12 protein-coding genes are annotated in these 14730 nt (G+C 70.9%); 11 read left to right on the plus strand and 1 reads right to left on the minus strand.

Annotation, left to right across the window (positions count from 1 at the left end):
- Positions 1-88 precede the first annotated feature (88 nt).
- Positions 89-1912 carry a bifunctional UDP-sugar hydrolase/5'-nucleotidase gene (locus OHA98_RS37390; protein ID WP_266932308.1) on the minus strand — a complete coding sequence of 608 codons (1824 nt, stop codon included), beginning with the start codon at positions 1910-1912 and terminating at the stop codon, positions 89-91.
- Positions 1913-2134: 222 nt separating this feature from the next.
- Here OHA98_RS37390 and mshD point away from each other — a divergent pair, with 222 nt between their 5' ends.
- The 11 genes from mshD (at position 2135) to pstB (ending at position 14695) form a co-directional block, all read left to right on the plus strand.
- Complete coding sequence (mshD, locus tag OHA98_RS37395) at positions 2135-3058, plus strand: mycothiol synthase (protein ID WP_266932310.1); 924 nt, start codon at positions 2135-2137, stop codon at positions 3056-3058.
- 275 nt (positions 3059-3333) lie between these two features.
- Positions 3334-3744, plus strand: a complete 411-nt coding sequence (locus OHA98_RS37400) for a GntR family transcriptional regulator (RefSeq protein WP_266932312.1) — start codon at positions 3334-3336, stop codon at positions 3742-3744.
- The gene (locus tag OHA98_RS37405; RefSeq protein WP_266932314.1) at positions 3741-4643 is read left to right on the plus strand and encodes an ABC transporter ATP-binding protein; all 903 of its coding nucleotides are present in this window, start codon (positions 3741-3743) and stop codon (positions 4641-4643) included. Before OHA98_RS37400 ends, OHA98_RS37405 begins: the two co-directional genes overlap by 4 nt.
- A complete protein-coding gene (locus OHA98_RS37410; protein ID WP_266932316.1) occupies positions 4640-5704 on the plus strand; it encodes an ABC transporter permease in 1065 nt (354 codons plus the stop codon). The genes OHA98_RS37405 and OHA98_RS37410 overlap by 4 nt, the downstream gene beginning before the upstream one ends.
- 534 nt (positions 5705-6238) lie before the next feature.
- The gene (locus OHA98_RS37415; RefSeq protein WP_266932318.1) at positions 6239-8485 is read left to right on the plus strand and encodes an RNA degradosome polyphosphate kinase; all 2247 of its coding nucleotides are present in this window, start codon (positions 6239-6241) and stop codon (positions 8483-8485) included.
- Positions 8454-9545: a CHAD domain-containing protein gene (locus tag OHA98_RS37420; protein WP_266932320.1), complete on the plus strand. Its 1092-nt coding sequence runs from the start codon at positions 8454-8456 to the stop codon at positions 9543-9545. Before OHA98_RS37415 ends, OHA98_RS37420 begins: the two co-directional genes overlap by 32 nt.
- The gene (locus OHA98_RS37425; RefSeq protein WP_266932322.1) at positions 9542-10039 is read left to right on the plus strand and encodes an NUDIX hydrolase; all 498 of its coding nucleotides are present in this window, start codon (positions 9542-9544) and stop codon (positions 10037-10039) included. The genes OHA98_RS37420 and OHA98_RS37425 overlap by 4 nt, the downstream gene beginning before the upstream one ends.
- 412 nt (positions 10040-10451) lie before the next feature.
- Complete coding sequence (gene pstS / locus OHA98_RS37430; RefSeq protein ID WP_266932324.1) at positions 10452-11591, plus strand: phosphate ABC transporter substrate-binding protein PstS; 1140 nt, start codon at positions 10452-10454, stop codon at positions 11589-11591.
- 212 nt (positions 11592-11803) lie between these two features.
- Positions 11804-12796, plus strand: coding sequence for a phosphate ABC transporter permease subunit PstC (pstC, locus tag OHA98_RS37435; RefSeq protein ID WP_266932326.1), 993 nt, complete (start codon positions 11804-11806; stop codon positions 12794-12796).
- On the plus strand, positions 12793-13875 hold the full coding sequence (gene pstA, locus OHA98_RS37440) for a phosphate ABC transporter permease PstA (protein WP_266932328.1): 1083 nt from the start codon (positions 12793-12795) through the stop codon (positions 13873-13875). Before pstC ends, pstA begins: the two co-directional genes overlap by 4 nt.
- A 43-nt stretch (positions 13876-13918) precedes the next feature.
- Positions 13919-14695 carry a phosphate ABC transporter ATP-binding protein PstB gene (pstB, locus tag OHA98_RS37445; RefSeq protein WP_266932330.1) on the plus strand — a complete coding sequence of 259 codons (777 nt, stop codon included), beginning with the start codon at positions 13919-13921 and terminating at the stop codon, positions 14693-14695.
- Positions 14696-14730 lie beyond the last annotated feature (35 nt).

The following is a 14730-nucleotide window of genomic DNA, read 5'->3' on the forward strand; positions in this document are numbered from 1 at the left end:
CGGCGGGCCATCCGGCCCACCGCCCCCACCCGCGTACTCACTCGCTCACGCGCTCACTCACTCACGCGCGCTCACCCGCGTACGGAAGTCACTGCACGATCGTGATCCGGTCCGTGGCCGGCGGGGCCAGCGGAGCGGCCGCCGTCGAGTGGGCCGCCAGGTACGCGTTGAACACGTCCAGGTCCGACGCGCCGACCAGCTTGTTCGTGCCCTTGCCGAGGGCCGCGAAGCCGTCGCCGCCGCCCGCGAGGAACTCGTTCATCGCGACCCGGTAGCTCTTCGCCGGGTCGATCGCCTCGCCGTTGAGCTTGATGGTGTCGGCGGCCACGCGGGCCGCGCCCGTCTTCGTCAGGTCCAGCGTGTAGGTGAGACCCCGGGAGACCTGGAGGATCTTCGGGCTGGCCTCGTTGGAGCCGCTGACCTGCTGCTGAAGGGCCTCGATCACCTGGGCGCCGGTCAGGTCGACCACGTTCATCATGTTGGTGAACGGCTGGACGGTGAACGCCTCGCCGTACGTCACCACCCCGTCGCCCTCGCTGCCGGACGCCTTGTGGACCAGGTCCGAGCGGATACCGCCCGGGTTCATGAAGGCGATCTGGGCGCCGCCCTTGTCGGCCGGGGCCAGACCCTCCAGCTGGGCATCGGCGATCAGGTTGCCGAGCGGCTTCTCGGGGGCCGTGGCGCCGCGGCCGTTGATGTCGGCGGTGATCCAGCCCTGCGGCTTGTTGGCGATGGGGGCCGCGAGGGCGTTCCAGCGGGCGATCAGCTTCGTCATGTCGGTGGCCTTGGCCTGGTCCCGGCTGACGACGTGGTTCGCGGACTTCACCGACGTACGGACGATGTCCTTGGTGCGACGGTCGTAGGTGAGCGTCGTGTCGGTGTAGACCTTGCCGAACGAGGAGGCCGAGGTGACCATGCGCGGCTTGCCCGACGGGTCCGGGACGGTGCACACGTACGCCTGGTGGGTGTGGCCCGTGACCAGCGCGTCCACCTTGGGCGTGATGCCCTTGGCGATGTCGACGATCGGCCCGGAGATGCCGTCACCGGCGCCGGGGCTGTCGCAGTCGTAGTTGTACGAGGTCGAGGCGGGGGCCCCGCCCTCGTGGATCAGCGCGACGATCGACTTGACGCCCTTGCGGTCCAGCTCCTTGGCGTACTTGTTGATCGTCTCGACCTCGTCGTGGAACTTCAGGCCCTTGACGCCGTTGGCGGTGACGATGTTCGGCGTGCCTTCCAGGGTCACCCCGATGAAGCCGATCTTGACGCCGTTCTTCTTCCACACCGTGTACGGCTTGAGAAGCGGCTTGCCGGTCTTCTCCTTCGTCACGTTGGCCGCGAGGTAGGGGAAGTCCGCGCCCTTGAACTTCTTGCCCTTCTCGTAGCAGCCCTCGGTGGGGTGGCAGCCGCCGTTCTGGAGGCGGGCCAGCTCGGCCGAGCCCTCGTCGAACTCGTGGTTGCCGACCGCCGTCACATCGAGGTCGAGCTTGTTCAGCGCCTCGATCGTCGGCTCGTCGTGGAAGAGCCCCGACATCAGCGGGCTGGCGCCCACCATGTCACCGCCCGCGGCGGTGACGGAGTAGCGGTTGCCCTCGCGTGCCTCGCGCAGCGACGTGGCGAGGTATTCGACGCCGCCTGCGGGGATCGACTTCACCGTGCCGTCGGCCTGCGTCTCGGAGACCGTGCCCGCGGAACCGGCCGGGGGCTCAAGATTGCCGTGGAGGTCGTTGAAGGACAGCAGCTGCACATCGACGGTGCGGGGCTTGTGCCCGTGCCCGTGGCCATGTCCGTGGCCATTGCCCCGGTCCTGGGCGCCGGCCGGCATCGCGGCGACGAGCGCGCCCACGGTGGCCAGACCGGCCGCGGCGGCGAGCACCCGCCGGGACGCACGGTTCTTCTGCGGAGTCGCTGACATCGGTCCCCTTGTGGTGTCACATCGTGAATCCTGCGTGCCGCAGCCTAGGGTCAACGCGCGTAGCGCAACAGATGTTCGAGGTTACGAGCTGGTTGCCGTGCCGTCAGAAACCTCCCCTATCGGTCGATAGCGCCCACATGGCCCCCATATACCGCCGGAACCACCGCCGGATCTCCCCTCGGTGCCGTCGCCTCGCACGCCCGCCGCCGTACGCTCGTACGCATGACGACTGACGTACCGCTCCCCGCCCCCGGACGCGAGATTCAGACCCTCGACGCACTCGACCCCGCACAGGCCGAAGCCGTTCTCGCCCTGCTCGGCGAGGCGGCCCGGTCCGACGGCAGGCAGGCGGTCTCCGAGCAGGGGCGGCTCCAGCTCCGGGGCGGACACCGCGCGGGCGTACGCCACTTCCTGCTGACCAGCGCCGGCGTCCTCGCCGGGTACGCCCAGCTGGAGGACACCGACCCCGTCGAGGCCCCGGCCGCCGAGCTCGTCGTGCACCCCGCGCACCGGGGCCACGGCCACGGGCGGGCCCTGGGCGCCGCACTGCTCGCCGCGACCGGCAAGCGGCTGCGGGCCTGGGCGCACGGGGGCAGTTCCGCCGCCCGGCATCTGGCCCAGGTCCTCGGCCTCTCCCTCTTCCGCGAGCTGCGCCAGCTCCGGCGCACACTGATCCCCCTCGACATCCCCGAGCCGGTCCTGCCCGAGGGCGTCACCGTCCGCACCTTCGTGCCCGGACAGGACGACGCGGCCTGGCTCGCCGTGAACAGCGCCGCCTTCGCGCACCACCCCGAGCAGGGTTCGCTGACCCAGCGGGACCTGGACGACCGCAAGGGCGAGTCCTGGTTCGACCCGAAGGGCTTCTTCCTGGCCGAGCGCGCGGGCGCGCTCATCGGCTTCCACTGGACGAAGGTGCACGCGCGGGAGCAGCTCGGCGAGGTGTACGTCGTCGGCGTCCTGCCCGACGCGCAGGGCGGCGGCCTCGGCAAGGCGCTCACCGCGATCGGGCTGCGCCATCTGGCCGCCGAGGGGCTGCCCACCGCGATGCTCTACGTCGACGCCGACAATCCTGCGGCGCTGAAGGTGTACGAGCGGATGGGGTTCACCACCCATGAGGTGGACCTGATGTACCGCACGGAGTCCTGACACACGAAGTCCCGGCGTACGGGTCCTGACACACGAAGTCCCGGCGTACGGGTCCCGGCATACGGGGTCCCTGCATACGGGTCCTGGCATACGGGGCCCCGGCGTACGGGTCCCGGCACTCAGGGGCCCGGCGTACAGGGCGCCCAAGCGCATGAAGTCCCGGCATACGGGGCGGGCTCCGACGGGGGCTCAGAACACCGAGGGGCGGCGTCACTTGACGCCGCCCCTTCTTTCCACCACCCTTTCACTACTCAATTAGTGAAAGGGTGGTGCACATGGCAGAGTCCGCAGCGGTCGAGTTCCGTATCGACCGGCGCAGCGGCGTCGCCACGTACCTCCAGATCGTCCAGCAGACCAAACAGGCCCTGCGTCTGGGCGTCCTGGAACCGGGCGACCGGCTGCCCACCGCCCGCGAGGTGGTGGAGGCGACGGCCATCAACCCGAACACCGTGCTCAAGGCCTACCGCGAACTGGAGCGCGAAGGGCTGGTGGAGGCCCGGCGTGGACTCGGCACCTTCGTCCGCCGGACCCTCGGGAGCGCCGCGGCGGGCACCGAAGCACCCCTGCGCGCCGAACTCGCCGAGTGGACGCGCAGGGCCCGGAAGGCCGGGCTGGAGAAGGACGACGCGATCGCGCTCTTCACCGCCGTACTGGACAGCACATTCGAGGGGGACCAGCACTCATGACAGGCGCTGCGATCGAGGCGGACGGCCTCGGTACGAGGTACGGGCGAAAGAGCCGATGGGCCCTGCGCGACTGCACGTTCCGGCTGCCCGCCGGACGGGTCTGCGCGCTCGTCGGGCCCAACGGGGCCGGCAAGTCCACACTGCTCGCGCTGACGGCCGGGCTGCGCGGGGCGGACGAGGGCACGCTGCGCGTCCTGGGTTCCTCCCCCGTCGAGGCCCGGAACCGGATCGCGTACGTCGCCCAGGAGAAGCCGCTGTACCCGCAGTTGACGGTGCGGGACACCCTGCGGGCGGGCCGCGCGCTGAACCCCGCGTCCTGGGACCCGGACACCGCCGAACGCGTCGTCGGGGACCTCCCGGGGGAGGCGAGGGTCCGCTCGCTCTCCGGCGGTCAGCGCACCCGGCTCGCGCTGGCCCTCGCGCTCGGCAAACGGCCCGAACTGATGCTGCTGGACGAGCCGATGGCCGATCTCGACCCGCTCGTCCGCCACCGGCTGATGGGGGTCCTGATGGCCGAGGCCGCCGAGCACGGCACCACCATCGTGATGTCCTCGCACATCCTCACCGAACTGGAGGGCGCCTGCGACTACCTCCTGCTCGTCGACGGCGGCCGGATCCGCCTCGGCGGGGAGACCGAGGACATCGTCACCGCGCACGCCCTGCTCACCGGCCGGGTCCGCGACCTGGCCCCGCACACCGTCATCGAATCGCGCACGACGGGGCGTCAGCTCACCGCACTGGTACGGAAGGAGGGCCCGGTGGACGACACCGCCTGGGACATCACGGAACCCTCGCTGGAGGAACTGCTGCTCGCACACCTCCGCGCACCCGAGGCCCCACCGCTGCTCACCCCGAGCGCGGCGGCCCCCATGTCCCGAGAGGCGGTGGCTTCGGCATGAGCACCCTCACCCGGCATGAACCCGGCAAGCCCGGAAAGCCCGGCGCACCCGGCACGCACGCCGACGAAGCACGCACCGGCGCACCTGGCGGCGCACGCGTCGACGGCCCGCTCTCCGGCCCCGTCCGCGTCCTGCTCCGCGTGCACCGCCGCCCCCTCTGGACGGCGGGCGCGCTGCTCCTGCTCGGTATCGGGGCGGTCGTGGCACTGCGGATCTGGGTCGCGGCCGCGTCCGGCCAGGAGCGCTGCCCCGACGGGGACATCACCGCCTGCGGCGACGACGTGTACCAGCCCACCTACGCACGCACCAGCGCCGAAACGTTCCTCGCCGACGGCGGCAACGTGACGCTGCTGCTCGCCGGACTGCTCGGCATCCTCGTCGCGGGCCCGCTCATCGCCCGGGAGCTGGAGAGCGGCACGTTCAGGATGGCGTGGACCCAGTCGGTGGCCCCCTCCCGGTGGCTGACCGTGCGCATCGCCGTCCCGGTGGTTCTGGCCACGGCCGCGACCGCCGTGGTGGTGCCCGTGTACCGCTGGGGCTGGACGGGCCTCCAGCACAACCCGTTCTCCTGGGGGCTGCGCTGGTACGAGGGCAGCGTCTATCTGGGCAGCGGCCCGGTCACGCTCGGATACGCCCTGCTGGCCGTGGCCCTCGGCGCGCTCGTCGCCGTACTCGTACGCCGCACCCTGCCGGCCATGGGGATCACCGCGCTCCTGGTCGGCGCCGTCGCCGTGACCCTGACGCAGCTGCGCGAGCACCTCTGGCCGGTCGCCCGGCTCTCGGGGAAGCGGGGCCCGGACGACTTCGCCTGGTTCATCGACTCGGGCATGCTGACCGCCTCCGGCAGGGCGGTGTACTGGAACGACTGCGCCGGCGCGGGAACGCCCGGCGGGGATCTGTCCGTGTGCATGCGTGAGCGCGGTGGCGTCACCCCGTTCACCGATGTCCACCCGGCCTCCCACTTCTGGCCCCTCCAGCTCGTCGAGACGGGCATCCTGCTCGCCGTCGCCGCCCTGGCCGTGTTCGCCGCCTTCCGGGTGCTGCGCCGCCTGCACGGCTGAGAGGGGCCACCGGCTCCCCGCCCGCCGTCCGGGCCCCACACGGGGTGGGCCCGGACGGCGGGCGCGTACGGTGTGGGCGGACGGGGACCCCGCAGGTCTCCCGCCGGGACCCACCGGAGGTCTCGCAGGTCTCCCGCTGGACCCACCGGAGGTCCCGCAGGTCTCCCGGCGGGACCCGTCGGAGAGAAACCACAGGTCCCCCGGCGGGACCCGTCGGAGACCTCACGGAGCCGGCCGGCGGGGCCCACCGGCAGGCACACCGCTTCCTGCATGTCATGTCGCCGTTACCGGCCATTCAGACACGCTTGCGACCCTCGCTGGATGCAGCCAGCTGTGCCCACCCCCCGCAACGGGAGAGTCGCCCGGAAGGAACCCGGGAGAGCGCCCCGAACCGAGCACGGAACCGAGCACGGCCCCGACCGCGGAAACGGACCCGGACCGAAGCCCGGAACCGAACGCGGATTCCCCGGGCCTTCCGCGATCTTTCCCGGCTCCGACGCGCCTGGGGGCCCTTCCGCGCGGAAGAATGGATACATGAGCCAGCAGCCCAGCTCCGAGGTCCCCGCCCAGCCCGTCCAGCCGTCCGTCGGTTCCCTCGCCGCGCACCGGCCGCATGCCACCTCCCCGTCCAACAACGTGGGCTTCTCCACCGCCGCCGACCTGGATCCCGACCTCGACGCCGACGCCGACGCGTACGAACCCGACCGGGACGGCGACGAACTTCCCCAGGGCCGGTTCCTCGACCGGGAACGCAGCTGGCTCGCCTTCAACGAACGCGTCCTCGAACTGGCCGAGGATCCGGCGACCCCCGTACTCGAACGGGCTAATTTCCTCGCCATCTTCGCCTCGAACCTGGACGAGTTCTTCATGGTCCGGGTGGCCGGGCTCAAGCGCCGTATCGCCACCGGCGTCGCCAACCGCTCCGCGTCCGGGCTGCAGCCCCGCGAGGTCCTCGACCTGATCTGGACCCGGTCGCGCGAACTCATGGCCCGGCACGCCGCCTGCTACCAGCAGGACATCGCGCCCGCCCTGTCCGACGAGGGCATCCAGCTGATCCGCTGGCCCGAGCTGACCGAGAAGGAGCAGGCCCGCCTGTTCACCTTCTTCCGCCAGCGGGTCTTCCCGGTCCTGACGCCGCTGGCCGTCGACCCGGCGCACCCCTTCCCGTACATCTCGGGGCTCTCGCTCAACCTCGCCGTCGTCGTACGCAACCCGGTCAGCGGCCACCGCCACTTCGCCCGGGTCAAGGTGCCGCCGCTGCTGACCCGCTTCCTGGAGGCGTCCCCGCAGCGGTACGTCCCCATCGAGGACATCATCGCCGCCCACCTGGAAGAGCTCTTCCCGGGCATGGAGGTCCTCGCCCACCACATGTTCCGGGTCACCAGGAACGAGGACCTGGAGGTGGAGGAGGACGACGCGGAGAATCTGCTCCAGGCCCTGGAGAAGGAGCTCATGCGGCGCCGCTTCGGCCCGCCGGTCCGCCTGGAGGTCGAGGAGTCCATCGACCCGTACGTGCTGGACCTGCTGGTCCGCGAGCTGAAGGTGTCCGACGCGGAGGTCTACCCGCTGCCCGGACCGCTCGACCTCACCGGCCTGTTCGCCATCGCGTCGCTGGACCGGCCGGAGCTGAAGTTCCCCAAGTTCATCGCGGGCACCCACCGCGATCTCGCCGAGGTCGAATCCGCCTCGGCGCCCGACATCTTCGCCGCCCTGCGCGAACGCGACGTCCTGCTCCACCACCCGTACGACTCCTTCTCCACCTCCGTCCAGGCGTTCCTGGAACAGGCGGCGGGCGACCCGGACGTCCTGGCGATCAAGCAGACGCTGTACCGGACCTCCGGCGACTCCCCGATAGTCGACGCCCTGATCGACGCGGCCGAGTCCGGCAAGCAGGTCCTCGTGCTCGTCGAGATCAAGGCCCGCTTCGACGAGCAGGCCAACATCAAATGGGCCCGCAAGCTGGAGGAGGCGGGCTGCCATGTGGTGTACGGCCTCGTCGGGCTGAAGACCCACTGCAAGCTCTCGCTCGTCGTCCGCCAGGAGGGCGACACCCTGCGCCGCTACTCCCACGTCGGCACCGGGAACTACCACCCCAAGACCGCCCGGCTGTACGAGGACCTCGGTCTGCTCACCGCGGACCCGCAGGTCGGGGCGGACCTCTCCGATCTGTTCAACCGGCTCTCCGGCTACTCGCGCCGCGAGACCTACCGCCGGCTCCTGGTCGCCCCGAAGTCCCTGCGCGACGGACTGATCGCCCGCATCAACAAGGAGATCGCCCACCACCGCGCCGGGCGCCCCGCCTACGTCCGCTTCAAGGTCAACTCGATGGTCGACGAAGCGATCGTCGACGCCTGCTACCGGGCCGCGCAGGCGGGCGTGCCGGTCGACATCTGGGTACGCGGCATCTGCGCGATACGCCCCGGTGTCACCGGCCTCTCCGAGAACATCCGGGTCCGCTCGATACTGGGCCGCTTCCTCGAACACTCACGGGTCTTCTCCTTCGGCAACGGAGGCGAACCCGAGGTGTGGTTCGGCAGCGCCGACATGATGCACCGCAACCTCGACCGCCGGATCGAAGCACTGGTCCGGGTCACCGACCCCGCCCACCGCGCCGCGCTCAGCCGGCTCCTGGAGACCGGTATGGCCGACACCACCGCCTCCTGGCACCTCGGTCCCGACGGCAACTGGACCCGGCACGCCATGGACGCGGACGGCCAGCCGCTGCGGCACGTACAGGAAATGCTCATTGATGCCCGGAGGCGCCGGCGTGCGACGCCCTGACCACCAGACGACGACGCAGGCCCCCGCGGACCTGACCGCGGAAGCGGTCCTCGCGCCCTATCTCCGGGCGCAGGCAGCGGACTTCCTGCGCAGCCTGCGCCTGCACCGCGAGCACAGCGCCCCCACGGACCCCGGGGCACGGGGGGCCGAGGAGGCCGCGAGCGCGCTGCGCCGCTCCGCCCGCCGGATCAGCGGCTCGCTGCACACCTTCCGGGGCGTGCTCGACCCGGTCTGGGCCGACCAGCTCCGTACGGAACTGGCCTGGCTCTCCGGCACGCTCGCCCGGGAGCACGCCTACTCCACCCGGCTCGTCCGGCTGCTCGACGCCCTGCACCGGCTCTCGGGCGCCTCCCTGCCCCCGGCCCGCGCCGGTGGCAGCGCCACGGCCCCGCCGCCCACCGCCCCGGGCTCGTCCCCGGGAGCGTCCTCGGGCTCGTCTTCCGGCTCGTCCTCCGGAGCGGCCGGGCAGGAGCGGGCCGCGCTGGGTGTCGGGGCGGCGCGCGCCGGAGCACTCCTGGAGCGCCAGCTGACGCTGGCCCGGACCCGCGCCCACTCCGCGGCCCTCCAGGCGCTCGGCTCCTCCCGTTTCCACGCGGTCGCCGACGCCGTCGCGCTGCTGGCCTCCGAGGTCCCGCTGGCCGGCGGAACCGCGGCTCCGGTCTCCGTAGCGCTCCTGGAGCCGGCCGAACGGGCCGAGCAGCGGCTGCTCGGTGCGGTGGCGGCGCTGCCGCCCGACGAGAGCGCCGAGCCGTACAACGAGGCGCAGGACGCGCCCTGGCACCAGGCCCGCCTGCTGCTGCGGCTGCACCGGTACGCGCACGAGGTGGTCCTGGGCGCCCCCGATCCGGTCCTGGCCGGGGCGGGTCAGGCCCTCGATCTGCACCGGGACGCGGCGGAGGCGGCCTCGGCGGCGGCAGCGGCGGCCCGTACCCCGCGGATCGCCCCGGCGACGGCGTACGCCCTCGGGGTGCTCCACGCGGACCAGCGGCACGGGGTGGAGGCGGCGCGCGGGGCGTTCCGGGAGGCCTGGCCGTACGCGGCGGCCGTGACCGCACCATGACCACCGGCACGGGCCCGGCGCACGACCGGACCGGCACCACCGGCACGGGCCCGGCGCCCGACCGGACCGGCACCACCGGCACGGGCCCGGCGCCCGTGCTGGCGGCGGGCTGCGTCCTGTGGCGCCGCTCCCCGTACGGCGGCGGGCTGGAGATCTGCCTGGTCCACCGGCCCCGCTACGACGACTGGTCGTTTCCCAAGGGGAAGCTGAAACGGGGCGAGGCTGCGCTGCACGGCGCCCTGCGCGAGGTGCTGGAGGAGACCGGACACCACTGCGCCCCGGGTGACCGGCTCCCGACGTCCCGGTACATGGTCAACGGCCGGCCCAAGGAGGTCGCGTACTGGGCGGCCGAGGCGACGGGCGGCGCCTTCGTCCCCAACGACGAGGTGGACCGCCTCGCCTGGCTCTCCCCCGCGGCGACCCGCGACCGCCTGACCCGCGACCGGGACCGCGACCAGCTGGACGCGTTCCTGAAGCTGCTCCCCCACGTCTGACCCGGGCCCGCACCGGAGCCCGCACCGGAGCCCGCACCTGACGTCGGCCCCGCGACCGCGGCCCCACCGCTTCCAACCGCCCCGGAACCACCGCTTCACCACCCCCGCGCTGCCCTCTTCACCACCCCAGCCCCACCGTTTTCGCCACCACCGCACCGGGCAGCTCTTCCTGTGCGCCCTTTCCTCCACTTTTCGCCGCCCCGGGCAGACCCGCAGGCAGGCGCCCCGCACATCGCCCCCCGCCTGTCCGACACGGTTCACCTTCCGTTCACTCTCTCCCGTAGGCCGCTTCACCTGTTCTGCCTAATTTCGGACGTACACGGTGCACGGCGCCAAGCCGCGACACCACTCCTCATCGCACGCCGTCGTAGAACGAACAGACCACGGCGGCTCCTGGAAGGAACACCCGAAAGTGAAGCTTCAGCGCAAGAACCGGCTTCGTGCCACCGCGCTCGGTGCCCTCGCCGTCTCCGGCGCCCTGGTCCTCACGGCGTGCGGTTCGGACGACAACAGCGGCGACGGCAGCACCGGTGGTGGCGGCGGCAAGACCAACGCGGCGTCGAACATCAAGTGCGACGACGCCAAGGGCCAGCTGCGCGCCTCCGGCTCCAGCGCGCAGAAGAACGCCATGGACCTCTGGGTCAAAAACTACATGGCCGCCTGTTCCGATGTGGAGATCAACTACAAGTCCTCCTCCTCCGGTGAGGGCATCATCGCCTTCAACCAGGGCACCGTCGGCTTCGCCGGTTCCGACTCGGCGCTGAAGCCCGAAGAGGTCGCCGACTCGAAGAAGACCTGCAAGACCGGCCAGGGCATCAACCTCCCGATGGTCGGCGGCCCGATCGCGATCGGCTTCCACCTGGAGGGTGTCGACAGCCTCACGCTGGACGCCCCCACGCTCGCCAAGATCTTCGACAACAAGATCAAGAAGTGGAACGACCCGGCGATCGCCAAGCTCAACGACGGCGCCAAGCTGCCGGACAAGGCCATCCAGGCCTTCCACCGCTCCGAGGACTCCGGCACCACGCAGAACCTCGGCAAGTACCTCGGCGCCGCGGCCCCGAGCGACTGGAAGTACGAGGCCGAGAAGAAGTGGCCGGCCCCCGGTGGCCAGGCCGCGTCCGGCTCCTCCGGCGTCGCCGCCCAGGTGAAGCAGGTCGACGGCGCGATCGGCTACTTCGAGCTCTCCTACGCCTCCTCGCAGAACATCACCACCGTCGACATCAACACCGGTGGCGCCACCCCGGTCAAGGCCACCTCGGAGAACGCCTCCAAGGCCATCGCCGCCGCCAAGATCAAGGGCACCGGCAAGGACCTGGCGCTCGACCTCGACTACACCACCAAGGCCGAGGGCGCCTACCCGATCGTCCTGGTGACGTACGAGGTCGTCTGCGACTCCGGCAACAAGGCCGACACCCTCGGCACGGTCAAGTCCTTCCTGACCTACACCGCCTCCGACGAGGGCCAGAAGGTCCTCACGGACGCCGGCTACGCCCCGATCCCCGCCGAGATCAACGCCAAGGTCCGCGAGACCATCGGCAGCCTTTCCTGACGCAGCGACACCGCAGCACCACGTACGAGCGACACCGCAGCACCACGTACTGAGGTACGGGAACCCGCGCCTCAGTACATGACACGCGGCAGGCCGGCCCGGCGCACCCCTCCGGACCGGCCCGCCGCACCACCACTCCCCCCATACGCCCGACCCATCCGGTGCACCGCCGCCAGGGGAGCGCAAGCTCCCCCACACAGACCGGAAAGACCATGGCTTCCACCACACCGATAGACACACCACCGGCCCCGCCGGCGCCCCGGACCCGTGCCAAGTCCACCGGGCGCGCGGGCGACAAGATCTTCCTGGGCCTCTCGCGGGGCTCGGGCATTCTGCTGCTCGTGCTCATGGCGTCGATCGCCGTGTTCCTGAGCTACCGCGCCGCCCTCGCCATCTCGAAGAACGAGGGCAACTTCCTCACGACCTTCGACTGGAACCCGGCCGGTGACCCGCCGGTCTTCGGTATCGCGGTCCTGCTCTTCGGCACCGTCGTCAGCTCGGTCATCGCGATGATCATCGCGGTTCCGATCGCCGTCGGCATCGCCCTCTTCATCTCGCACTACGCGCCGCGCAAGCTCGCCGCGCCCCTCGCGTACGTCGTCGACCTGCTCGCCGCGGTCCCCAGCATCGTCTACGGCATCTGGGGCGCGCTCGTCCTCGTGCCGTACCTCGAAGGCCTGAACCTCTGGCTCGACCAGTTCCTCGGCTGGACGTACATCTTCGAGAAGACCGAGGTCGGCGTCGCCCGCTCGCTCTTCACCGTCGGCATCCTGCTGGCCATCATGATCCTTCCGATCGTGACCAGCGTCAGCCGCGAGGTCTTCCTCCAGGTCCCGAAGATGAACGAGGAAGCCGCGCTCGCCCTCGGCGCCACCCGCTGGGAGGTCATCCGCCTCTCGGTGCTGCCCTTCGGCCGCTCCGGCGTGATCTCCGCGTCGATGCTGGGACTGGGCCGTGCGCTCGGCGAGACGATGGCCGTCGCCACGGTCCTGTCGCCGAGCTTCCTGATCTCGCTGCATGTGCTGAACCCGGGCGGCGGGACGTTCGCCCAGAACATCGCCGCGAAGTTCGACGAGGCCGACGCCTTCGGGCGCGACGCCCTGATCGCCTCCGGACTCGTCCTCTTCGTCCTCACCCTGCTGGTCAACGGCGCGGCCCGGCTCATCATCGCCCGCCGCAAGGAATACTCGGGGGCCAACGCATGAGCCACGCACCGACCAGCGTCCAGGAACGCCCGAAGCCCGTGACGACCGTGCCGAAGAACAGCCTCAGCAGCAGGACCCTGCCCCGTCTGGCCCCGCTCGGCTTCGCCGCCGTCGCCCTCGCCCTCGGTGTGGGAATCGGCGTGGCCGCCGGCTGGCACAGCCGCACCCAGTGGGGGCTGGTCTCCGCCCTGCTCTTCCTGGCGATCTCGTACGTGGTGACCACCGTCGTCGAGAACCAGCGCCAGGCCAAGGACCGCCTCGCCACCAGCGTCGTGTGGGTCTGCTTCCTGATCGCCGTCGTTCCGCTGGCCTCGCTGCTCTGGACGACCATCAGCCGGGGCGCCGAGCGCCTGGACTTCTACTTCCTGACCCACTCCATGGCGGGAGTGCTCGGTTCCGAGGCCAGCGGCGGTGTCTACCACGCGCTGATCGGCACCCTGGAGCAGGTCGGCATCGCCACGGCGATCTCCGCCCCCCTCGGCCTGCTGACCGCCGTCTACCTGGTGGAGTACGGCAAGGGCGCGCTCGCCAAGGCCGTCACCTTCTTCGTCGACGTGATGACCGGTATCCCGTCCATCGTGGCCGGCCTCTTCATCCTGTCGATCATGCTGATGGCGGAGCTCCAGCCCTCCGGCCTGATGGGCGCGCTGGCCCTGACGATCCTGATGATCCCGGTCGTGGTCCGCTCCACCGAGGAGATGCTCAAGCTCGTCCCCAACGAGCTCCGCGAGGCCTCCCTCGCCCTCGGCATCCCGAAGTGGCGCACCATCCTGAAGGTGGTCCTGCCGACCGCGATCGGTGGCATCACGACCGGCGTCATGCTCGCCATCGCCCGTATCGCGGGGGAGACCGCGCCGATCATGCTGCTGGTCTTCGGCAGCCAGCTGATCAACCCGAACCCCTTCGAAGGCGCCCAGTCCTCGCTCCCCTTCTACATCTGGGAGCAGTACAAGGTCGGCGAGCCCGCCTCGTACGACCGTGCCTGGGCCGCTGCCCTGGTGCTGATCGCCTTCGTCATGATCCTCAATCTCGTGGCCCGCGGCATCGCCCGCTGGAAGGCCCCGAAGACCGGTCGCTGACGCGGCCACCAGCGACCTCCCGAAAGAAGCAGTGATTCTCACCATGGCCAAGCGCATCGACATCAGCGGACTGACCGCCTACTACGGCAGCCACAAGGCCATCGAGGACATCTCGATGACCGTGGAGCCCCGCTCCGTGACCGCCTTCATCGGTCCCTCCGGCTGCGGCAAGTCCACCTTCCTGCGCACCCTGAACCGGATGCACGAGGTCACCCCCGGTGGCCGCGTCGAGGGCAAGGTGCTGCTGGACGACGAGGACCTCTACGGTTCGAACGTCGACCCGGTCACCGTGCGCCGTACGGTCGGCATGGTCTTCCAGCGCCCGAACCCGTTCCCGACCATGTCGATCTTCGACAACGTCGCGGCGGGCCTGCGTCTGAACGGCAGCTACCGCAAGAGCGAGCTGAACGACACGGTCGAGAAGTCCCTGCGCGGCGCGAACCTCTGGAACGAGGTCAAGGACCGCCTGAACAAGCCGGGCTCCGGCCTCTCCGGCGGGCAGCAGCAGCGTCTGTGCATCGCCCGCGCCATCGCGGTCGAGCCCGACGTCCTGCTGATGGACGAGCCGTGCTCCGCGCTCGACCCGATCTCGACCCTCGCCATCGAGGACCTGATCGGCGAGCTGAAGGAGCGCTTCACGATCGTCATCGTGACGCACAACATGCAGCAGGCGGCCCGTGTCTCGGACCGCACGGCGTTCTTCAACCTGTCGGCGGTGGGCAAGCCCGGCCGGCTCATCGAGATAGACGAGACGGAGCGGATCTTCTCCAACCCGTCGGTCCAGGCGACGGAGGACTACATCTCCGGCCGCTTCGGATAACCCCCGGACGGCCTTGCGGTGCTGCATGGCGGTGC

Origin of the sequence: Streptomyces sp. NBC_00654, assembly GCF_026341775.1 — a bacterium.
Lineage (GTDB): Bacteria > Actinomycetota > Actinomycetes > Streptomycetales > Streptomycetaceae > Streptomyces.